Source organism: Variovorax sp. FW305-3-2-15-B-LB1, from assembly GCF_058787635.1.
The window spans coordinates 1-19,092 of the sequence record NZ_JBYSZY010000065.1; the positions used below are offsets into that span (position 1 = coordinate 1).

At 66.2% G+C, this 19,092-nt stretch carries 21 protein-coding genes; 14 read left to right on the top strand and 7 right to left on the bottom strand.

From position 1 onward, the window contains the following. From AC3WQR_RS27415 to AC3WQR_RS27450, 8 genes are all read left to right on the top strand, one after another. A partial coding sequence (locus AC3WQR_RS27415; protein WP_492744961.1) for a YbfB/YjiJ family MFS transporter occupies positions 1 to 627 on the top strand: 627 nt, incomplete at its 5' end. 187 nt (positions 628 to 814) lie between these two features. Continuing rightward, a complete protein-coding gene (gene rimP / locus AC3WQR_RS27420) occupies positions 815 to 1,444 on the top strand; it encodes a ribosome maturation factor RimP (RefSeq protein ID WP_492744963.1) in 630 nt (209 codons plus the stop codon). 17 nt (positions 1,445 to 1,461) lie between these two features. Further along, on the top strand, positions 1,462 to 2,946 hold the full coding sequence (nusA, locus tag AC3WQR_RS27425; protein WP_062479821.1) for a transcription termination factor NusA: 1,485 nt from the start codon (positions 1,462 to 1,464) through the stop codon (positions 2,944 to 2,946). A gap of 23 nt (positions 2,947 to 2,969) precedes the next feature. Continuing rightward, entirely contained in the window at positions 2,970 to 5,957 is a 2,988-nt protein-coding gene (gene infB, locus AC3WQR_RS27430; protein WP_062479820.1) for a translation initiation factor IF-2, read from the top strand. A gap of 21 nt (positions 5,958 to 5,978) precedes the next feature. Next, positions 5,979 to 6,350: a 30S ribosome-binding factor RbfA gene (rbfA, locus tag AC3WQR_RS27435; RefSeq protein WP_070060772.1), complete on the top strand. Its 372-nt coding sequence runs from the start codon at positions 5,979 to 5,981 to the stop codon at positions 6,348 to 6,350. Between the two features lie 2 nt (positions 6,351 to 6,352). Then, on the top strand, positions 6,353 to 7,309 hold the full coding sequence (gene truB / locus AC3WQR_RS27440) for a tRNA pseudouridine(55) synthase TruB (RefSeq protein WP_492726914.1): 957 nt from the start codon (positions 6,353 to 6,355) through the stop codon (positions 7,307 to 7,309). Further along, positions 7,306 to 9,144: a translational GTPase TypA gene (gene typA, locus AC3WQR_RS27445; protein ID WP_095745387.1), complete on the top strand. Its 1,839-nt coding sequence runs from the start codon at positions 7,306 to 7,308 to the stop codon at positions 9,142 to 9,144. Before truB ends, typA begins: the two co-directional genes overlap by 4 nt. Before the next feature lie 16 nt (positions 9,145 to 9,160). Beyond that, complete coding sequence (locus AC3WQR_RS27450; protein WP_492744965.1) at positions 9,161 to 10,078, top strand: DMT family transporter; 918 nt, start codon at positions 9,161 to 9,163, stop codon at positions 10,076 to 10,078. 13 nt (positions 10,079 to 10,091) lie between these two features. Here AC3WQR_RS27450 and AC3WQR_RS27455 read toward each other — a convergent pair whose 3' ends face one another. The 6 genes from AC3WQR_RS27455 to smpB all read right to left on the bottom strand — a co-directional run bounded on the left by AC3WQR_RS27455 (position 10,092) and on the right by smpB (position 13,665). Beyond that, positions 10,092 to 10,769, bottom strand: coding sequence for a hypothetical protein (locus AC3WQR_RS27455; protein ID WP_492744967.1), 678 nt, complete (start codon positions 10,767 to 10,769; stop codon positions 10,092 to 10,094). 99 nt (positions 10,770 to 10,868) lie between these two features. After that, positions 10,869 to 11,264 carry a COG4315 family predicted lipoprotein gene (locus AC3WQR_RS27460; protein WP_062479812.1) on the bottom strand — a complete coding sequence of 132 codons (396 nt, stop codon included), beginning with the start codon at positions 11,262 to 11,264 and terminating at the stop codon, positions 10,869 to 10,871. Between the two features lie 77 nt (positions 11,265 to 11,341). Then, a complete protein-coding gene (locus AC3WQR_RS27465) occupies positions 11,342 to 12,166 on the bottom strand; it encodes an anti-sigma factor family protein (protein ID WP_492744969.1) in 825 nt (274 codons plus the stop codon). Between the two features lie 15 nt (positions 12,167 to 12,181). Further along, on the bottom strand, positions 12,182 to 12,688 hold the full coding sequence (locus AC3WQR_RS27470) for a sigma-70 family RNA polymerase sigma factor (protein ID WP_492744971.1): 507 nt from the start codon (positions 12,686 to 12,688) through the stop codon (positions 12,182 to 12,184). Between the two features lie 24 nt (positions 12,689 to 12,712). Next, positions 12,713 to 13,093, bottom strand: coding sequence for a COG4315 family predicted lipoprotein (locus AC3WQR_RS27475; protein WP_159276896.1), 381 nt, complete (start codon positions 13,091 to 13,093; stop codon positions 12,713 to 12,715). A 95-nt stretch (positions 13,094 to 13,188) separates the two neighbouring features. Continuing rightward, positions 13,189 to 13,665 (bottom strand): SsrA-binding protein SmpB, encoded by a 477-nt coding sequence (gene smpB, locus AC3WQR_RS27480; RefSeq protein ID WP_062477854.1) that lies wholly within the window; start codon positions 13,663 to 13,665, stop codon positions 13,189 to 13,191. Positions 13,666 to 13,727: 62 nt separating this feature from the next. On the opposite strand from smpB, the gene AC3WQR_RS27485 reads away from it, so the two are divergent. Together AC3WQR_RS27485 and AC3WQR_RS27490 are read left to right on the top strand one after the other, a co-directional pair. Beyond that, positions 13,728 to 14,174: a type II toxin-antitoxin system RatA family toxin gene (locus tag AC3WQR_RS27485; RefSeq protein ID WP_062477851.1), complete on the top strand. Its 447-nt coding sequence runs from the start codon at positions 13,728 to 13,730 to the stop codon at positions 14,172 to 14,174. Further along, entirely contained in the window at positions 14,174 to 14,521 is a 348-nt protein-coding gene (locus AC3WQR_RS27490) for an RnfH family protein (protein ID WP_492744974.1), read from the top strand. Before AC3WQR_RS27485 ends, AC3WQR_RS27490 begins: the two co-directional genes overlap by 1 nt. A 15-nt stretch (positions 14,522 to 14,536) precedes the next feature. On the opposite strand, the gene AC3WQR_RS27495 is transcribed toward AC3WQR_RS27490, so the two are convergent. Beyond that, positions 14,537 to 15,055 carry a DUF4124 domain-containing protein gene (locus tag AC3WQR_RS27495; protein WP_492744976.1) on the bottom strand — a complete coding sequence of 173 codons (519 nt, stop codon included), beginning with the start codon at positions 15,053 to 15,055 and terminating at the stop codon, positions 14,537 to 14,539. A 128-nt stretch (positions 15,056 to 15,183) separates the two neighbouring features. On the opposite strand from AC3WQR_RS27495, the gene guaB reads away from it, so the two are divergent. From guaB to guaA, 4 genes are all read left to right on the top strand, one after another. After that, a complete protein-coding gene (guaB, locus tag AC3WQR_RS27500; RefSeq protein ID WP_062477841.1) occupies positions 15,184 to 16,653 on the top strand; it encodes an IMP dehydrogenase in 1,470 nt (489 codons plus the stop codon). A 77-nt stretch (positions 16,654 to 16,730) separates the two neighbouring features. Continuing rightward, the gene (locus tag AC3WQR_RS27505; RefSeq protein ID WP_354342068.1) at positions 16,731 to 16,979 is read left to right on the top strand and encodes a type II toxin-antitoxin system Phd/YefM family antitoxin; all 249 of its coding nucleotides are present in this window, start codon (positions 16,731 to 16,733) and stop codon (positions 16,977 to 16,979) included. Further along, a complete protein-coding gene (locus AC3WQR_RS27510) occupies positions 16,976 to 17,410 on the top strand; it encodes a type II toxin-antitoxin system VapC family toxin (RefSeq protein ID WP_070060761.1) in 435 nt (144 codons plus the stop codon). Before AC3WQR_RS27505 ends, AC3WQR_RS27510 begins: the two co-directional genes overlap by 4 nt. A gap of 11 nt (positions 17,411 to 17,421) precedes the next feature. Then, positions 17,422 to 19,041 carry a glutamine-hydrolyzing GMP synthase gene (gene guaA, locus AC3WQR_RS27515; RefSeq protein WP_492744979.1) on the top strand — a complete coding sequence of 540 codons (1,620 nt, stop codon included), beginning with the start codon at positions 17,422 to 17,424 and terminating at the stop codon, positions 19,039 to 19,041. The last annotated feature ends 51 nt before the right edge of the window (positions 19,042 to 19,092 follow it).

Sequence of the window (19,092 nt, forward strand, 5' to 3'; positions counted from 1 at the left end):
GTGGCTGGCGGGGCGGCGGCGAGTCCGGCTGTTGCTGCGGGCGGTGCTTCGGGATCGGCGTCAGCGCGCAGCGATGCGATCTGGCTGGTCGTGCTCTATGGGCTGGCAGGCTTTGGTTACATCATTACCGCCACCTTCCTGCCCGTGATCGCCCGGCAGGCGCTGCCGGGATCGCCGTGGCCGGATTTCTTCTGGCCGCTGTTCGGCGCAGCCATCATTCCGGGCGCATTGATCGGCGCCCGCGCCCCGGTGCATTGGGACAATCGGCTGCTGCTGGCCGCCGCTTATGCATTGCAGGCGCTCGGCGTTGTTTTTTCAGTGGCCTGGCCGACCATTGCGGGTTTTGCACTCGGCAGCCTGCTGCTCGGCATGCCTTTCACCGCCATCACGCTTTTCGCCATGCGGGAAGCTCGACGGCTGCGCGGGAATGCCGCGGCCGGGTTGATCGGCTATGCCACGGCGTCCTACGGGGTGGGGCAGATCATCGGGCCGCTGTTTGCGGCGCCATTGGCCCAGCGCACCGGTTCTTTCGAGCTGCCTTTGCTGGTGGCGGCGGCCGCATTGGCCCTGGGCGCGGTGCTGTTTGCCGTGGTCTGGTCGAAATACCGGCGCCCTGTGGCCGCCTGAATACCGATGTCCTTCATTTATGCACGCGAATAGCATATAATTCGAGGCTCACGACCAAACGGGCGGGTACCAACCGCCCGTTTTTTTTGGTCTATGCATTCTCAAGCAGCAATTATTTGGCGTCGTGGCATCCGTGGTGGGCGGGTGCTGCGGCTTGGGCATTGATTCAGAAGGCGCTTTCAAACACGTGGCATTGCAGCAAACAGTAGAACAAACCGTGGCCGGTCTCGGCTACGACCTGGTCGAGGTCGAACGCTCGGCCGGTGGATTGCTGCGCGTGACGATTGATTTGCCCTGGACGCCCCCCACCTCTGAAGAAGTGGCGGCCGGCGTGCCCGAACCCTTCGTGACGGTGGAAGACTGCGAGAAGGTCACGCGCCAGCTGCAATTCGCGCTGGAAGTCGATGCGGTCGATTACAAGCGGCTCGAGGTCTCCTCGCCCGGTATCGATCGCCCCTTGCGCAATGAACAGGATTTCGAGCGATTCGTGGGCGCGGTGATCGACATCACCCTCAAGGCTCCCATGGGTGCTGCCGCGGCGGGCCAGGTGTCGGCCAATCGCAAGAAGTTTCGCGGCACGCTGGAGCGTGCTGAAGGCGGTTCGGGTTGGCAGATCGTCTGGAGCGATGCGCCCGAGACCAAGCCGGGTCAAAAAGTGAGCAAGAAGCGCGCGCCTGCACCGTTGCATGCGCTGGGCTTCGTATTGGACGAGCTGCGCGATGCGCGGCTCGCGCCGATTGTGGATTTCAAGGGCCGCAAGGCCAAAATCCAACCGGGTTTTTCGGATATTGACGACGGAATGAACGTTCCGGACTGAACAAGAGGAGTGGTGGCATGAATCGCGAAATGTTGATGTTGGTGGATGCGATCTCGCGCGAGAAGAACGTCGAGCGCGACGTGGTCTTCGGCGCGGTCGAATCCGCACTGGCGCAAGCCACCAAGAAGCTCCATCAGGGTGACGTGGATATCCGCGTGGCGGTCGATCGCGACAGCGGCGACTACGAAACTTTCCGCCGCTGGCACGTGGTGCCCGATGAAGCCGGCCTGCAACTGCCCGACCAGGAGATCCTGCTCTTTGAGGCTCGTGAGGAGATGCCCGACATCGAGGTCGACGAATACATCGAGGAATCCGTCGATTCGGTGCCGATCGGGCGCATCGGTGCCATGGCTGCCAAGCAGGTCATCCTGCAGAAGATCCGCGACGCTGAGCGCGAGATGCTGCTCAACGACTTCATGTCGCGCGGCGACAAGATCTTCGTGGGTACCGTCAAGCGTCTGGACAAGGGCGACATCATCGTGGAAGCCGGGCGCGTCGAAGGCCGCCTGCGCCGCAGCGAGATGATCGCCAAGGAAAACCTGCGCAACGGCGACCGCGTGCGGGCCATGATCATGGAGGTCGACCTGACGCTGCGCGGCGCGCCGATCATCCTGTCGCGCTCGGCCCCCGAGTTCATGATCGAGCTGTTCCGCCAGGAAGTGCCCGAGATCGAGCAAGGCCTGCTTGAGATCAAGAGTTGCGCCCGCGACCCCGGTTCGCGCGCCAAGATCGCCGTGCTCTCGCACGACAAGCGTGTCGACCCGATCGGCACCTGCGTCGGCGTGCGCGGCACCCGCGTCAACGCCGTCACGAACGAGCTCGCCGGCGAACGCGTGGACATCGTGCTGTGGAGCGAAGACCCGGCCCAGTTCGTGATCGGCGCCCTGGCGCCGGCGAATGTCTCGTCGATCGTGGTCGACGAAGAAAAACACGCCATGGACGTGGTGGTGGACGAGGAAAACCTCGCGATCGCCATCGGCCGCGGCGGCCAGAACGTGCGCCTGGCTTCCGACCTCACCGGTTGGAAGATCAACATCATGGACGCGAACGAGTCGGCCCAGAAGCAGGCGACCGAGACCGATGCCAGCCGCAAGCTCTTCATGGAAAAGCTCGATGTCGACGAGGAAATCGCCGACATCCTGATTTCGGAAGGTTTCAACAGCCTCGAAGAGGTGGCCTACGTGCCGATCTCCGAGATGCTTGAGATCGAGGCCTTCGACGAAGACACCATCAATGAGCTGCGCGCCCGTGCAAAGGATGCGCTGCTGACCATGGAAATCGCCAAGGAAGAAGGTGTCGAAACCGTCTCGCAGAACCTGCGCGACCTCGAAGGCCTCAATCCCGACCTGATTCCGCAGCTGGCTGAAGCGGGTGTGAACACCCGTGACGACCTGGCCGACCTCGCGGTCGATGAACTCACCGAAATCACCGGCCTGAGCGCCGATGACGCCAAAGCCCTCATCTTGAAAGCCCGCGAACATTGGTTCGCCGGCCAAGAGTGACGGTATGGAGGCACGAAAGCAATATGTCCAGTACCACTGTCGCCGAGTTCGCGAACGAGCTCAAGAAGACTCCCGAAACCTTGCTTGACCAGCTCAAGAGCGCAGGCGTGCCCAAAGCGGCCGCCACCGATGCACTCACGGAGGCCGACAAGCAGCGCTTGCTCGGCTTCCTGAAGGCCAGCCACGGCACGGCCGAGCCCGAGCGCAAGAAGATCACGCTGACCAAGAAGTCGACCAGCGAGATCAAGCAGGCCGACGCCACCGGTCGCGCCCGCACCATCCAGGTCGAAGTGCGCAAGAAGCGCACCTTCATCCAGCGCGATGAAGGCCACCCGGCCACGGCCGAAGGCGCGCAGCAGCAGGCGGCCGAAACGTCCGCCGCACCGGCCGCGCCCCAGATCGACGAAGCCGAACTGGCCCGCCGCGAGGAAGACGCACGCCGACAGGCCGAGCTGATCCGCCGCCAGGAAGAAGAGCTGGCCGAGAAGCGTCGCCAGCGCGAAGAAACCGAAGCCCGCGAACGCGAGCAGGCCGAAAAGGCCGAGCGCGCCGAACAGGCCGAGCAGGAAGCTGCGCGCATCGCCGCCGAGAAGAAGGCCGCTGAAGCCGCCGCTGCCTCGGCCAAGGAAGCTGCGAAGCAGCCGGTGGCTGCCCCGGCCGCACCGGCCGCTGTGGCCGCCGCCGCTGCGGCAGCAGAAACCGCTGCCGTCGCCGAAAAGCAGGCTGCCGACACCAAGCTGGCCGCCCAGAACGCCGCCACGCAAGCCAAGGAAGACGCCAAGGCCAAGGCCGCCGCCGAATCGAAGGCCCGTGCCGACGAAGAAGCCGCCCGCGCCAAGGACCTCGACGAGCGTCGCCGCAAGGCCCTGGCCGAAGCCGAAGCCATCCGCGCCATGATGAACGCACCGGCCCGCGTGCTGGTGCCGCACAAGGCGCCCGAGAAGCCGCAGCCTGAAAAGTCGACGGTCAAGGGCACGCTGCACAAGCCGGCCACGCCGCCGGGCCGCCCGGGCGCCCCTGCGGCCCCTGGCGCCGCAGCGCCGGCCGCCGCCGGTGCCGGCAAGGAAGTCAAGTCCGCCAAGCTCTCGTCGAGCTGGGCCGGCGATCCTGCCAAGAAGAAGGAAATCAAGACCCGCGGCGATGCCAGCGGGGGTGTCAGCCGCGGCAACTGGCGCGGAGGCCCGCGTGGCCGTCGCGGCAACGACCGTGGCGGTCATGACGAGCAGCACGCACCGGCCGCACCGGTCGAGGCGCGCGTGCTCGAAGTGCACGTGCCCGAGACCATCACGGTCGCTGAGCTCGCGCACAAGATGGCCGTGAAGGCGCAGGAAGTCATCAAGCAATTGATGAAGCTGGGCATGATGGCGACCATCAACCAGTCCCTCGACCAGGACACCGCGATGATCATCGTGGAGGAAATGGGCCACAACGCGGTGGTTGCCGCGCTGGACGATCCCGAAGCCTTCACCGACGAGGACGTGTCGGCGCAACAGGCCGAAGCCCTGCCGCGCGCACCGGTCGTGACCGTCATGGGTCACGTCGACCACGGCAAGACCTCGCTGCTGGACTACATCCGCCGCGCCAAGGTCGCCGCGGGCGAAGCCGGCGGCATCACGCAGCACATCGGTGCCTACCACGTCGAAACCGAACGCGGCATGGTGTCGTTCCTCGACACCCCGGGTCACGAGGCGTTCACCGCCATGCGTGCCCGCGGTGCGCAGGCCACCGACATCGTGATCCTGGTGGTGGCGGCCGACGACGGCGTCATGCCCCAGACCAAGGAAGCCATCAAGCACGCGAAGGCGGCGGGTGTGCCGATCGTGGTTGCGATCAACAAGGTGGACAAGCCCGACGCCAACCTGGACCGCGTGAAGCAGGAACTGGTGGCCGAAGAGGTCGTGCCCGAAGAGTACGGCGGCGACGTGCCGTTCGTGCCGGTGTCGGCCAAGACCGGCCAAGGCATCGACGACCTGCTCGAGCAGGTGCTGCTGCAGGCCGAAGTGCTGGAACTCAAGGCGCCGGTGGATGCCGCCGCCAAGGGCCTGGTCATCGAAGCGCAGCTGGACAAGGGCCGCGGCCCGGTCGCGACGGTGCTGGTGCAGTCCGGCACGCTCAAGACCGGCGACGTGGTGCTGGCTGGTTCCACTTATGGCCGCGTGCGCGCCATGCTGGACGAAGACGGCAAGGCCACCAAGTCGGCAGGTCCGTCGATCCCGGTCGAGATTCAGGGTCTGACCGAAGTGCCGCAGGCAGGTGACGAGTTCATGGTGATGGCCGACGAGCGCCGTGCGCGCGAAATCGCCACCTACCGTGCGGGCAAGTTCCGCAACACCAAGCTGGCGAAGGCGCAAGCCGCGAACCTGCAGAACATGTTCACCGACCTGTCGGCGGGCGAAGTGCAGACGCTGCGCATCATCATCAAGGCCGACGTGCAGGGTTCGCAGGAAGCACTGGCCCAGTCGCTGCTCAAGCTGGCGACCGAAGAAGTCAAGGTGCAGATCGTGTACGCCGGCGTCGGCGGCATCAGCGAAAGCGACATCAACCTCGCGATCGCGTCGAAGGCAGTGGTCATCGGCTTCAACGTGCGGGCCGATGCCGGTGCGCGCAAGCTGGCCGAAGGCAATGGCGTTCAGCTGAACTACTACAGCATCATTTACGACGCCGTCGACGAGATCAAGGTCGCGATGTCGGGCATGCTGGCACCGGAGCGCCGCGAAGAGATCATCGGCTCGGCCGAGATCCGCACGGTGTTCGTGGCCTCGAAGATCGGTACCGTGGCCGGCTCGTACGTCACTTCGGGCTCGGTCAACCGCAGCGCGCATTTCCGCCTGCTGCGCGACAACGTGGTGATCTACACCGGCGAAGTCGACTCGATCAAGCGCATGAAGGACGATGTCCGCGAAGTCCGCGAAGGTTTTGAGTGCGGTATCAAGCTCAAGAACTACAACGACATCAAGGAAGGCGATCAGCTCGAATTCTTCGAGATCAAGGAAATCGCCCGGACGCTGTAAGCGTTCGACGCGAAAGAGGCCATGCCGAAAAGAAAAGCAGCCGCACCCAACCGCGCGTTCAAGGTCGCCGACCAGATCCAGCGCGATCTGACGGAGCTGATCGCGCGCGAGTTGAAGGACCCGCGCGTGGGCATGGTCACGATCCAGGCGGTCGAGGTCACGCCCGACTATGCGCATGCGAAGGTCTTCTTCAGCCTGCTTACGGGCGACGTGGCCGAGACCACCGAAGCGTTGAACCAGGCCGCGGGCTTCCTGCGCAACGGCCTGTTCAAGCGCCTGCACATCCACACCGTGCCGACGCTGCACTTCCTGTTCGACCGCACCACCGAGCGTGCGGCCGACATGAATGCGCTCATCGCACAGGCCGTTGCTTCGCGCTCGAAAGACGACTAGCGATGAACGCGCCACGCACACGGGTGCAGCGGCGCCCTGTGCATGGGGTGTTGCTGCTCGACAAGCCGCTGGGGTTTTCCAGCAACCAGGCCTTGCAAAAGGCCAAGTGGTTGCTGCGCGCCGAAAAAGCGGGCCACACCGGCACGCTCGATCCGCTCGCCACAGGCGTGCTGCCGCTGTGTTTCGGCGCCGCCACCAAATTCAGCCAACTGCACCTGGACGCCGACAAGACCTACGAGGCGGTCGCGCGCCTGGGCGTCAAGACCGCCACGGGTGACGCCGAAGGCGAAGTGATCGCTGAACGGCCGGTGCAGGTTTCATCTGAAGATCTGGCCCGCGTCCAGGCCCAATTCACCGGCCCCATCCGCCAGGTGCCACCGATGCACAGCGCACTCAAGAAAGACGGCAAGGCGCTGTACGAGTACGCACGCGAAGGCATCGAGATCGAGCGCGCGCCGCGCGACGTCGTCATTCACCAACTCGCGCTGACGCAGCTGGATGACACCAGCATTCGCATCGTTGCGAGCGTGAGCAAGGGCACCTACATTCGCACCCTGGGCGAGGACATCGGCGAGGCCCTGGGTTGCGGCGCGCACCTGACCTCGCTGCGCCGCACGGCCACGGGCGGCTTCGGGCAGGCGCAGTGCGTCACCATCGAAGCGCTCGAAGCCATGACCGAAGACGAGCGCCTGGCACGCCTGTTGCCTCCCGAAGCGCTGGTCGACGGCCACAGCCGCGTCACGCTTGCGGCCGAAGATGCCGCACGTTTTCTCTCGGGCCTGCGCCGCCGCGGCGGCTGGGCCGATGCCGAGGCGGTGGCCGTGTTCGGCACCGACCCGCAGGCGTTCCTGGGCACCGCCCACGTGAGCGCCGGCGAACTGATCCCGGGGCGCTTGCTGAACCCCATCGAAATTCAGCAAATTCTTTTGAACGCACCACAGACCGAAGCGACACCATGAGTACCAAGCAAATCCGCAATATCGCCATCATTGCCCACGTGGACCATGGCAAGACCACCATGGTCGACCAGCTGCTGCGCCAGTCGGGCACCTTCGCCGAGCACGAGAAGGTCGTCGACACGGTGATGGACAACAACGCGATCGAAAAGGAACGTGGCATCACGATCCTGGCCAAGAACTGCGCCGTGACCTGGGAAGGCACGCACATCAACATCGTCGACACCCCGGGCCACGCGGACTTCGGCGGTGAAGTGGAACGTGCGCTGTCGATGGTCGACGGCGTGGTGCTGCTGATCGACGCGCAGGAAGGCCCGATGCCCCAGACGCGTTTCGTGACCAAGAAGGCACTGGCCCTGGGCCTGAAGCCGATCCTGGTGGTGAACAAGGTCGACAAGCCCGGCGCGAACCCCGACAAGGTGGTCAATGCCGCTTTCGACCTGTTCGACAAGCTCGGTGCGACCGATGAACAGCTCGACTTTCCCGTGGTGTATGCCTCGGGCATCAACGGCTGGTCGTCGCTCGAAGAAGGCGCACCCGGTGAGCAGTGGGGCCCCGATATGTCGGCCCTGTTCAACACCATCTTGAAGCACGTGCCGTCGCAAAAGGGTGATCCGAACGCGCCGCTGCAGCTGCAGATTTCCGCCCTCGACTTCTCGACCTTCGTGGGCCGCATCGGCGTGGGTCGCATCAGCCAGGGCACGCTCAAGCCCATGACCGACGTGCTGGTCATGGAAGGTCCGGACGGCAAGACCGTCAAGGGCCGCGTCAACCAGGTGCTGACCTTCCAGGGCCTGGACCGCGTGCAATCGACCGAAGCCGGCCCCGGCGAAATCGTGCTGATCAACGGCATCGCCGACATCGGCATCGGCGTCACCGTGACCGATAAGGACAAGCCTGCGCCGCTGCCCATGCTCAAGGTCGACGAACCGACCCTGACCATGAACTTCTGCGTGAACACCAGCCCGCTGGCCGGCCGCGAAGGCAAGTTCGTGACCAGCCGTCAGATCTGGGACCGCCTGCAAAAGGAACTGCAGCACAACGTGGCCCTGCGCGTGAGCGAGACCGACGAAGAAGGCATCTTCGAAGTCATGGGCCGCGGCGAACTGCACCTGACCATCCTGCTGGAAAACATGCGCCGCGAAGGCTATGAAATGGCCGTGTCGAAGCCGCGCGTGGTGTTCCGCACCGTGAACGGCGAAAAGCACGAGCCCATCGAATTGGTCACGGCCGACATCGAGGAAACCCACCAGGGTGGCGTGATGCAGGCACTGGGCGAACGCAAGGGCGAGCTGGTCAACATGGAACCGGACGGCCGTGGCCGCGTGCGCCTGGAGTACCGCATTCCGGCGCGTGGCCTGATCGGCTTCACGAACGAATTCCTGAACCTGACGCGTGGCTCGGGCCTCATCAGCAACATCTTCGACAGCTACGAAGCCCACAAGGGCGAGATCGGCAGCCGCAAGAACGGCGTGCTGATCTCGATGGACGACGGTGAAATCTTCACCTACGCGCTGGGCAAGCTGGACGACCGCGGCCGCATGTTCGTGAAGGCGAACGATCCGGTGTACGAAGGCATGATCGTCGGCATCCACAGCCGCGACAACGACCTGGTCGTGAATGCCACGCGAACCAAGCAGCTGACCAACTTCCGCGTGAGCGGCAAGGAAGACGCGATCAAGATCACGCCCCCGATCGACCTCACGCTGGAATACGGCGTCGAGTTCATCGAGGACGACGAGCTGGTCGAAATCACGCCCAAGAGCGTTCGCCTGCGCAAGCGTTTCCTGAAGGAAAGCGACCGCAAGCGCGCCGGCCGCGACACGTCGAACGGCTGATCGCCTTCGATCGGCCATGCGCCTGACGCACGGCGCCGCTGTCGGGCTGATGGTCGTCGTGACCCTCATGTGGGGCACGGCGGGCGTCGTCACGCGGCACCTGGCGCAGGCGCACAGTTTCGAGATCACCTTCTGGCGCAGCCTCTTCACGATGCTGGCGCTGCTGGTGATCTTGCCGCTTTGGCGGGGGCGGGCGGTGTTCTCGCAGCTGCGCCGCGGCGGGCGCTCGCTGTGGATCTCGGGCGTCTGCTGGGCCGTGATGTTCACGGCCTTCATGGTGGCACTGACCCTCACCTCCACCGCGAGCGTGCTGGTCACGATGTCGCTCGGGCCGCTGTTCACCGCACTGGCCGCGCGTCTCTTCATCGGGCACAGGTTGCCTGCACGCACCTGGGCGGCCATCGTGGTCGCCGGGCTGGGCATCGGCTGGATGTACGGCACGCAGCTGCTGGGCGGTGGTGGCGGTTCGCTCGTCGGCACGCTGGTGGCGCTGTGCGTGCCGCTGGCCGGCGCGACGCAATGGACCGTGGTGCAGCATGCGCACGCCAAGGGGCAGGATGTCGACCTGGTGCCTGCGGTGCTGATCGGCGCGACCCTCTCCGCGCTCGTCACCTTGCCGCTGGCCTGGCCGTTCCGTGCCGGGCTGCATGACCTGGGACTGCTGGCCTTCCTAGGTGTCTTTCAGCTGGCGATTCCCTGTGTGCTCTCGGTGCTGTGCGCGCAGGTGCTCAAGGCACCCGAGGTGGCGTTGCTTGCGCTGCTCGAGGTGATCTTCGGCATCGCGCTGGCCTGGCTCGGCGCCGGGGAGGCGCCTGCGGCCAGCGTGCTGACCGGCGGCGTGCTCGTGATCGGGGCGCTGGTGTTCAACGAGCTGCTCGCGCTGCGCGGGCGCCGCACCACGCTGGCGGACAGCGCGCTGCCGGGCGCGCACTGACCTTTCGCCGCCCTCAACGGCCGAAGAGGTACCAGCCGATCACGATCACGACGGCCACCACGATCATTCCGAAGTTGCGCCAGCTGGCTTGCTGGCTGCGCGCGAACTCTTTGAGCATGTCGGCGGTCTCCTGCTCGTCGGCGGCGACGATCGCCTGGGCTTCGTCGAGGATGCGTCGGTGGTCGGCTGCCGTCGCAAAGGCCGGCTCGGCGGCAACACGGGCGCGGAGCGCTTCGAACGGCGTCGTGTCGAGCAGGCCGTCGGTCACCAGCCAGCCCAGCGTGGGGCCCAGGGCGGCGGGCGCGCCGGTCAGGGGCGCAGCACGCAGCGCCAGGTCGCGGGTCTCGGTGTCGATCAGCCCTTCGTTGAATAGCGCGATCACGGCCTCGTGCGTGATGCCGGTCTTGCCGAGGTCCAGCAGGTCGTCCGCGTCGTAGGCGATGTCTTCCGCTTCGGTGAACGCCGCGACGGCCGGCGAGGTGGCTTCGAGGCGTTCCACAGCCGCATCCAGTTCTTCCTCGGCGATCAGGTTCTTGAGGCGCATCCAGGCCAGCGCATGCGCGGGGCCGGGAATCAGTGGCAGGGCGGGGGCCTCGGGATGCGCGAGCGCGGCATCGTGCTGCGCGTCGGTGATGAGGCCGTGGGACACAAGCGCGTGGAAGGCATCCGGGTGGGTGTCGGCAAAAGTCATCGGGCCATTCTGCCGTGCACCATGAAAAAAGCCCCGGCGCAGGCCGAGGCTTTCGTGGGTGGGGGCGCCGGTCAGGCCGGCGCCATCACGTCGACCGCATCAGGGACGGGCGACTTTCCAGGCACCGTTGGCCACGCCGTCGCCGGTCTTGTCGCCGGCCTTGGTGTCCTTGGCCCAGTAGTACAGCGGCCAGCCCTTGTAGGCCCATTGCTTCTTGCCGTCTTCACGCACGATGATGGTGTAGCCGCCCATGGGCTTGGCGGCGTCGGCCACCGCGAGCGGCGGCCAGTTGGTGGCGCACTGGCCGTTGCAGGCGGAGGTACCGGCATTGGCGGTGTCGCGGGCGAAGGTGTAGAGCGTCATGCCGTTCGGGCCGACCAGCACGCCGTCGGCGGTGCGGGTGGGCGTGTCGGGCGCTCCAGCGGTCTTGGTGGACATGCCGCCGCAGCCGGCGAGCAGTGCCGCTGCGAGGATCGAGGCGCTGAGCAATTTCATGCAGTTTCTCCTTCAGTTGAAAAATCAATCGCGAAAACAAGCCAGGTGAATGCGCGAACCGGCAGTTTATGCCGTCGCTACGATAACTCGCGGTAGGCCAGGGTCGCGAGTCTCAGTAGCGCATCGCGCGGCAGGCGACCGGCCACGGCATAGCCGAAACCCCGGTCGACCCAGTAGAAGCTCGGCACGGCGCCGTCCGAGGCAAAACGGAAGGCGGTTTCGCGCGCGGCAGCGGCGTCTGCGGCCTGCGCGTCGAGCGTGCCGATGTAGAGAGTGATGCGTTCGCCCGCCGCGTCCTCGAACATGAACTGCGCGCGCGCGCCGGTTTCGCCGGGCAGCAGGCGTCCGCCGACCAGCCTGTAGCCGAGTGAGGACAGGTCGGGCACCTTGAGCGGGTGGTCGAGGCGCTTGGACAGCCACTGCACCAGGTGCTGCTGCTCGGTGGCGGCCACTTCAACGGGGTGCCGCTTCTCGGGGGTGTAGACGACGTGGGCCACCGAGGCGTCGCGCACGAACTCGCGCACGGCCGGTGCGCGCGCCAAGGAGGCACCGGCCGCGCGCGGCGCGCTCGACCACTGGGCATTGCCGAGCCAGCCGGCCGCGAAGGCGACCAGCAGGCCGGCGGCCATGCCGCCCCAGCGCAGCCAGGGGGTCGAGCGACCGGCCTCGGCACGGCGCCGTTCGAGCACGCCCATCAGCGGCGCGGGCACGGGTTCGTCGAGCAGGCCGCCGTGCAGCCGGCGCAAGGCGTCGCGCTGGGCATGCCAGGCCGCCACGCGGGCGGCCACGGCCGGATCGCGCGCCAGCGCATCCTCGACCGCCTCGCGGCGTTCGGGCGGCAACTGGCCGTCGACCCAGGCGTGCAGCTCGTCGTCGGTGGGGGGCAGGGTGGGGCGGTTCATGGCGGGTGCTTCACGTCACTTGAGGCGGCGCAGGCCGGAGCGGCTGGTCGCGGCGGCGCCGTCCATCAGCTCCTGCAGGCGAAGGCGGGCGCGCGAGAGGCGCGACATCACGGTGCCGATCGGAATGCCGAGCACCTTCGCCACCTCGGCGTAGGACAGGTCTTCGAGTGTCACCAGCAGCAGCACGGCGCGTTGCTCCTCGGGCAGTTGCATCAGGCAGCGCTGCAGGTCGAGGCCCAGGCTCGGGTCGGCGCCGCCTTGCAGCTGCTCGGGTGCTACATCCTCCAGCGGCACGACCGCATGCGGTGGCGGCCGGCGGCGCACCTGGCTGGCGAAGAGGTTGTGCATGACCGTGAAGAGCCAGGCGCGCAGGTCGGTGCCCACCACCCAGAGCCGCCACTTGCCGCAAGCGCGCTCGAGCGTGTCCTGCACCAGGTCGTCGGCCGCCCAGGCATTGCCCGTGAGCGCACGCGCATAGCGGCGCAAGCTCGGGATGTGCTCGACCAGCAGGCGGGCGTCCATGGGTAGGCCGGGAGCCTGTCCGACTCAGGGCTTGGCGGTTTTCCAGGTGCCGTTGACGCCGTCGCCGGTCTTGTCGCCCGGCTTGGTGTCCTTCACCCAGTAGTACAGCGGCCAGCCCTTGGCGGCCCATTGCTTCTTGCCGTCGTCGCGGGTGACGATGGTGAAGTCGCCGCTGGGCTTGTCGCTGTCGGCCGCCATGAAGGGCGGCCAGTTGGTGGCACAGCCGCCGTTGCAGGCCGACTTGCCGCTGCCGGCCGTGTCCTTGTCGAAGGTGTAGAGCGTCATGCCGTTCGCACCGACCAGCGCGCCATCGGCGGCCTTGGGCTGGGCGAACGCGGGGAGGGCGAGCAGGCTGCCGAGCAGTGCGGCGGCGATGCCGACGGAAGACATGCGAAGAGGCGACATGGAAAGACTCCTGGGTTGATGGCATCGAGGATCGATGACACCGCACAAACGCCCGCAGAGCGCGTTTTATTCCATGCCGCCCAAAAAAAGAAAAATCAGCGGTTGCGGCTCTTCATCGCGCGCTCGACTTCGCGCTTGCCTTCGCGGTCCTTGATCGTGTCGCGCTTGTCGTGCTCGGCCTTGCCCTTGGCGAGCGCGATCTCGCACTTCACCTTGCCGGCCTTCCAGTGCAGGTTCAGCGGCACCAGTGTGTAGCCCTTTTGTTCGACCTTGCCGACGAGGCGCTTGATCTCTTCCTTGTGCAGCAGCAACTTCTTGGTGCGGACCGAATCAGGATTGACGTGCGTCGAGGCGCTCTTGAGCGGGTTGATCTGGCAGCCGACCACGAACAGCTCGCCGTCGCGGATCACCACGTAGCCGTCGGTCAGCTGCACCTTGCCTTCGCGCAGCGACTTGACTTCCCAGCCCTCGAGGACCATGCCGGCCTCGAAGCGTTCTTCGAAGAAATAGTTGTAGGCGGCCTTCTTGTTGTCGGCGATGCGGGAGGAGGTGTCTTGTTTCTTGGTGGCCATGGCTCGAGAAGTTGGGGGCGCATGGCTTCAATACAATCCGTCGCGCACGCTGTGCCGATTCTATGAAAACAGTCCACAAGTCCGTCCTCATCTGGTACAGCGCCGAAGAAATGTACGCGCTCGTCACCGATGTGGCGAAGTACCCGCAGTTTCTGCCTTGGTGCGACAAGTCGCGCGTCATCGAGCAGGACGAGGGCGGCATGACCGCCGAAGTCGGCCTGGCCTTCGCCGGGCTGCACCAGAGTTTCACCACCCGCAACACGCACATCGCAGGCCGCGAGGTGCAGCTGAAGCTGGTCGACGGGCCGTTCTCCAACCTCGACGGCACCTGGAAATTCCACCCCGTGGGCGAGCAGGGCGAACGCGCCTGCCGCGTCGAGCTGCAGATGAGCTACGGTTTCAGCAACTTCGCGCTGCAGGCGCTGGTGGGGCCGGTGTTCGACACCATCGCCTCGAGCCTGGTCGAAGCCTTCGTCAAGCGCGCCGAACAGGTCTACGGCGAAGGCTGATGGCCGATCGCCGCATCGAGGTCACGCTGAGCTGTTCGCCGGCGGCGCGCGAGGTGTTCGAGCAGGTCCTGCAGCTCGCGCCCGGCACCGCGGTGGCCGAGGCGGTGAAGGCCAGCGCGCTCATGCAGCGCTTCCCCGACCTGGACTGGCGACATGCCATGACGCCGGGCATCTGGGGCCGGCCGGTGGCGTGGGAGCAGCCGTTGAAGGACGGCGACCGCATCGAGCTGTGCCGTCCGCTCACGGTCGATCCGAAGGTGGCGCGCCGTGAGCGCTTCCAGCGCCAGGGGGCACGCGGTACGGGGCTGTTCGCGAACAAGCGCAAGGGCGGCAAGGACGGCTACTGAGCGGCCGTCGCGGGCTTACTTGCAGTCGCTGTCGATGACCGTTTGAGCGCGCTTTTGCGCGTCGGCGCGTGCGGCGTCGTCCATGAATTCACGCTCGCCCTTGGCATTGACCTTGGCGATGCGGATGCCGCTGTCGATGGTGTTCTTGTTCTCGCGTGCACGGGCGCAGTTGTCGGCCTTGGCCTTGGCGATCTTGGCCGCTTCAGCCGCTTCCTTGGCCTTCTGCTCGGCCTCGGCCTTCTTGGTCTTTTCCTCGAGTTCCTTGTCCACGCCCGTGGGCTTGGGCGGCGGCGCGGCCTTGGGGGCTGCGGCCGTCTCGCTGCTTCCCTCGGGGGCCGGCGTGACCGGGGCGGGCGCACGGGCCGACGGCGAGGGGCCGGCGCGTCGCAGGATGTTCTTCTCGGGGATGTCGGTGGGCGGCGGCTGGTCGCTGAAGACCTTCTTGCCGCTGTTGTCGACCCATTGCCATTGCGCGCTCGCCGAGAGCGGCAGCGCGCACGCGCAACCCAGTACCAGCCAATGCAGGAGATTCATGCGCGGAGTTTAGCCGGGCCTTACTTTTTGCAACATCCGGAATAGGCGGTTTTGCAACGGTCAAAAAGAACCCGCGCCGGCGAAGCGGGCGAGGGCCTCGTTACAATCCGTCTTTTGGAGCCTCACCCATGCGCCTTCTCGGCAAAGCGCTCACCTTCGACGACGTGTTGTTGGTGCCAGCATTCTCCCAAGTCCTGCCCAAGGACACGTCTCTCGCCACCAAGTTCTCCCGCAACATCACGCTGAACCTGCCGCTCGTCTCGGCGGCCATGGACACCGTGACCGAAGCCCGCCTCGCGATCGCCATCGCGCAGGAGGGTGGCATCGGCATCGTGCACAAGAACCTCACCGCGCAGCAACAGGCCGCCGAAGTGGCCCGCGTCAAGCGCTACGAGTCGGGCGTGTTGCGCGACCCGGTGGTGATCACGCCGACGCACTCCGTGCGCCAGGTGATGGCACTGTCCGACCAGCTCGGCATCTCGGGTTTCCCGGTGATCGACGGCGGCAAGGTCGTCGGCATCGTCACGGGGCGCGACCTGCGCTTCGAGAACCGCTACGACGTGCCCGTCAGCGAAATCATGACGCAGCGCGACCGGCTCATCACCGTGCCCGACGGCACCACGCTGGCCGAGGCCAAGGCGCTGCTGAACAAGCACAAGCTCGAGCGCCTGCTGGTCATCAACGGCGACTGGGAGCTCAAGGGCCTCATCACCGTCAAGGACATCACCAAGCAGACCAGCTTCCCCAATGCCGCACGCGACGCCAACGGCCGCCTGCGCGTGGGCGCGGCGGTCGGCGTGGGTGACGGCACCGAAGAGCGCGTCGAAGCCCTGGTGAAGGCCGGCGTCGACGCCATCGTGGTCGACACCGCCCACGGCCACAGCGCCGGCGTGATCGAGCGCGTGCGCTGGGTCAAGAAGAACTATCCGCAGGTCGACGTCATCGGCGGCAACATCGCCACCGGCGACGCGGCGCGTGCGCTGGCCGACGCCGGCGCCGATGCCGTCAAGGTCGGCATCGGCCCGGGCTCCATCTGCACGACCCGTATCGTGGCCGGCGTGGGCGTGCCGCAGATCATGGCGGTCGACAGCGTCGCCACCGCGCTGCAGGGCACGGGCATTCCGCTGATCTCCGACGGCGGCGTGCGCTACTCAGGCGACATCGCCAAGGCGATCGCCGCCGGCGCGAGCACCGTGATGATGGGCAGCATGTTCGCCGGCACCGAAGAGGCGCCGGGCGAAATCGTGCTGTACCAGGGTCGCAGCTACAAGAGCTACCGCGGCATGGGCTCCATCGGCGCGATGCAGCAGGGCAGTGCCGACCGGTACTTCCAGGAATCGACCACCGGCAACCCCAACACCGACAAGCTCGTGCCCGAAGGCATCGAAGGCCGAGTGCCCTACAAGGGTTCGATCGTCTCCATCGTCTACCAGATGGCCGGCGGCGTGCGGGCCAGCATGGGCTACTGCGGCTGCGCGACCATCGAGGACATGCAGAACAAGGCCGAGTTCGTCGAGATCACCACGGCCGGCATCCGTGAGAGCCACGTCCACGACGTGCAGATCACGAAGGAAGCCCCGAACTACCGCGCCGAGTAAGCCTAATCTGGCCAGACATTGAAAGTCAGGCCAGACTCGCCTTAAAATTTGGGCTAGATTCAAATTTTCTGGCCCAAATGCAATCCATCGGCATCGCTGAAGCCAAGAACAACTTCTCGGCCCTGATCGACCTGGTCGAAACGGGCGAGGAGGTTCGCATCACCCGCCACGGCAAGGAAGTCGTGCGCATGCTGCCGGTGCGCCGCAAACCCGTCATCACCGACGAGCAGATCGCCCGCGAGCTCGGGCAGATCGACGCGCTGCACGCCACCATCCAGCCCGGCCCCACGACCCGCGAGCTCCTGGACCAGGGACGCCAGCCATGACCGCCTTCGTCATGGACGCTTCGGTCACCGCCGCGTGGCTGCTGCCCGACCAGGCCAGCGAACACACCCGCAGGCTCTACGCCGCCATCCGCCGCGACGAGGTCGAGCCGCAGGCGCCCAATGCCTGGCAATGGGAGTGCGCCAACATCCTTGCCAACGGCGTGCGCAGCGGCCGCATCCCTGCGTCGGCCGTCGAAGGCCTGTGGAGCGTGCTCGACGCCATCCGCCACCGCGTGGAGCTGCACGACCTCGCGCCGGCCCAGCACAAGGCCGTGCTCGCCGTGGCCATCGACGCGGGCGTCTCGCTCTACGATGCGGGCTACCTCTGGCTCGCCAAATCGCTCAACCTTCCGCTCGCCACCTTCGACGAGCACCTCATCCAGGCGGCGCCGCATGCAGGCGTCAAGCTGTTCGACATTTCAACGCTCTGAGTCCTTTCGCCATGCAACACGACAAGATCCTCATCCTCGACTTCGGCTCGCAAGTCACCCAGCTCATCGCACGCCGCGTGCGCGAAGCGCACGTGCTCAGCGAAGTGCATCCCTGCGACGTGACCGACGAATGGGTGCGCGAATACGCCGCCGACGGCCACCTCAAGGGCGTGATCCTCTCGGGCAGCCACGCCAGCGTGTACGAAGAGACCACCGACAAGTGCCCGCAAGCCGTGTTCGACCTCGGCATCCCGGTGCTCGGCATCTGCTACGGCATGCAGACCATGGCGCACCAGCTCGGCGGCAAGGTCGAAGGCGGCCACAAGCGCGAGTTCGGCTTCGCCGCCGTGCGCGCCCATGGCCACACGGCGCTGCTGAAGGACATTGCCGACTTCACCACGCCCGAAGGCCACGGCATGCTCAACGTGTGGATGAGCCATGGTGACAAGGTCACCGAGCTGCCGCCCGGCTTCAAGCTCATGGCCAGCACCGACAGCTGCCCCATCGCCGGCATGGCCGACGAGGCGCGCCGCTACTACGCGCTGCAGTTCCATCCTGAAGTCACGCACACGGTGCAGGGCAAGGCCATCATCGACCGCTTCGTGCTCGGCATCTGCGAAGCCAAGCCCGACTGGGTCATGCGCGACCACATCGCCGAAGCCGTGCAGAAGATCCGCGAGCAGGTGGGCGACGAAGAAGTCATCCTGGGCCTGTCGGGCGGTGTCGATTCGAGCGTGGCCGCCGCGCTCATCCACCGCGCCATCGGCGACCAGCTGACCTGCGTGTTCGTCGACCACGGCCTCTTGCGCCTGAACGAAGGCGACATGGTCATGGAAATGTTCGAAGGCAAGCTGCACGCGAAGGTCATCCGCGTCGATGCCAGCGACCTGTTCCTGGGCAAGCTCGCCGGCGTGAGCGACCCCGAAGCCAAGCGCAAGATCATCGGCGGCGAGTTCGTCACTGTGTTCAAGCAAGAGGCTGCCAAGCTCAAGGCGGGCGACGGCGGCCACAAGGGCGCGACCTTCCTGGCGCAAGGCACCATCTACCCCGACGTCATCGAGTCGGGCGGCGCCAAGAGCAAGAAGGCCGTCACCATCAAGAGCCACCACAACGTGGGCGGCCTGCCCGAGCAGCTCGGCCTGAAGCTGCTCGAACCGCTGCGCGACCTGTTCAAGGACGAAGTGCGCGAACTCGGCGTGGCCCTGGGCCTGCCGCCCGAGATGGTCTACCGCCATCCGTTCCCCGGCCCGGGCCTGGGCGTGCGCATCCTGGGCGAAGTGAAGAAGGAATACGCCGACCTGCTGCGCCGCGCCGACGCGATCTTCATCGAAGAGCTGGGCAACTTCACCGACGCTGAAACTGGCAAGACCTGGTACGACCTCACGAGCCAGGCCTTCACCGTGTTCCTGCCCGTGAAGAGCGTGGGCGTGATGGGCGACGGCCGCACCTACGACTACGTCGTCGCGCTGCGCGCCGTGCAGACCAGCGACTTCATGACCGCCGACTGGGCCGAGCTGCCGTACGCGCTGCTCAAGAAAGTGTCGGGCCGCATCATCAACGAGGTGCGCGGCATCAACCGCGTGACCTACGACGTGTCGAGCAAGCCGCCGGCGACGATCGAGTGGGAGTGATGTCCCGAACTACCAAAGGCGCCGTGAGGCGCCTTTTCTTTGTCCCGATGC

Coding starts and splice junctions, on each gene's coding strand:
- nusA (WP_062479821.1), top strand. CDS start 1,462: ATGAATCGCGAAATGTTGATGTTGGTGGATGCGATCTCGCGCGAGAAG.
- infB (WP_062479820.1), top strand. CDS start 2,970: ATGTCCAGTACCACTGTCGCCGAGTTCGCGAACGAGCTCAAGAAGACT.
- rbfA (WP_070060772.1), top strand. CDS start 5,979: ATGCCGAAAAGAAAAGCAGCCGCACCCAACCGCGCGTTCAAGGTCGCC.
- truB (WP_492726914.1), top strand. CDS start 6,353: ATGAACGCGCCACGCACACGGGTGCAGCGGCGCCCTGTGCATGGGGTG.
- typA (WP_095745387.1), top strand. CDS start 7,306: ATGAGTACCAAGCAAATCCGCAATATCGCCATCATTGCCCACGTGGAC.
- AC3WQR_RS27450 (WP_492744965.1), top strand. CDS start 9,161: ATGCGCCTGACGCACGGCGCCGCTGTCGGGCTGATGGTCGTCGTGACC.
- AC3WQR_RS27455 (WP_492744967.1), bottom strand. CDS start 10,769: ATGACTTTTGCCGACACCCACCCGGATGCCTTCCACGCGCTTGTGTCC.
- AC3WQR_RS27460 (WP_062479812.1), bottom strand. CDS start 11,264: ATGAAATTGCTCAGCGCCTCGATCCTCGCAGCGGCACTGCTCGCCGGC.
- AC3WQR_RS27465 (WP_492744969.1), bottom strand. CDS start 12,166: ATGAACCGCCCCACCCTGCCCCCCACCGACGACGAGCTGCACGCCTGG.
- AC3WQR_RS27470 (WP_492744971.1), bottom strand. CDS start 12,688: ATGGACGCCCGCCTGCTGGTCGAGCACATCCCGAGCTTGCGCCGCTAT.
- AC3WQR_RS27475 (WP_159276896.1), bottom strand. CDS start 13,093: ATGTCGCCTCTTCGCATGTCTTCCGTCGGCATCGCCGCCGCACTGCTC.
- smpB (WP_062477854.1), bottom strand. CDS start 13,665: ATGGCCACCAAGAAACAAGACACCTCCTCCCGCATCGCCGACAACAAG.
- AC3WQR_RS27485 (WP_062477851.1), top strand. CDS start 13,728: ATGAAAACAGTCCACAAGTCCGTCCTCATCTGGTACAGCGCCGAAGAA.
- AC3WQR_RS27490 (WP_492744974.1), top strand. CDS start 14,174: ATGGCCGATCGCCGCATCGAGGTCACGCTGAGCTGTTCGCCGGCGGCG.
- AC3WQR_RS27495 (WP_492744976.1), bottom strand. CDS start 15,055: ATGAATCTCCTGCATTGGCTGGTACTGGGTTGCGCGTGCGCGCTGCCG.
- guaB (WP_062477841.1), top strand. CDS start 15,184: ATGCGCCTTCTCGGCAAAGCGCTCACCTTCGACGACGTGTTGTTGGTG.
- AC3WQR_RS27505 (WP_354342068.1), top strand. CDS start 16,731: ATGCAATCCATCGGCATCGCTGAAGCCAAGAACAACTTCTCGGCCCTG.
- AC3WQR_RS27510 (WP_070060761.1), top strand. CDS start 16,976: ATGACCGCCTTCGTCATGGACGCTTCGGTCACCGCCGCGTGGCTGCTG.
- guaA (WP_492744979.1), top strand. CDS start 17,422: ATGCAACACGACAAGATCCTCATCCTCGACTTCGGCTCGCAAGTCACC.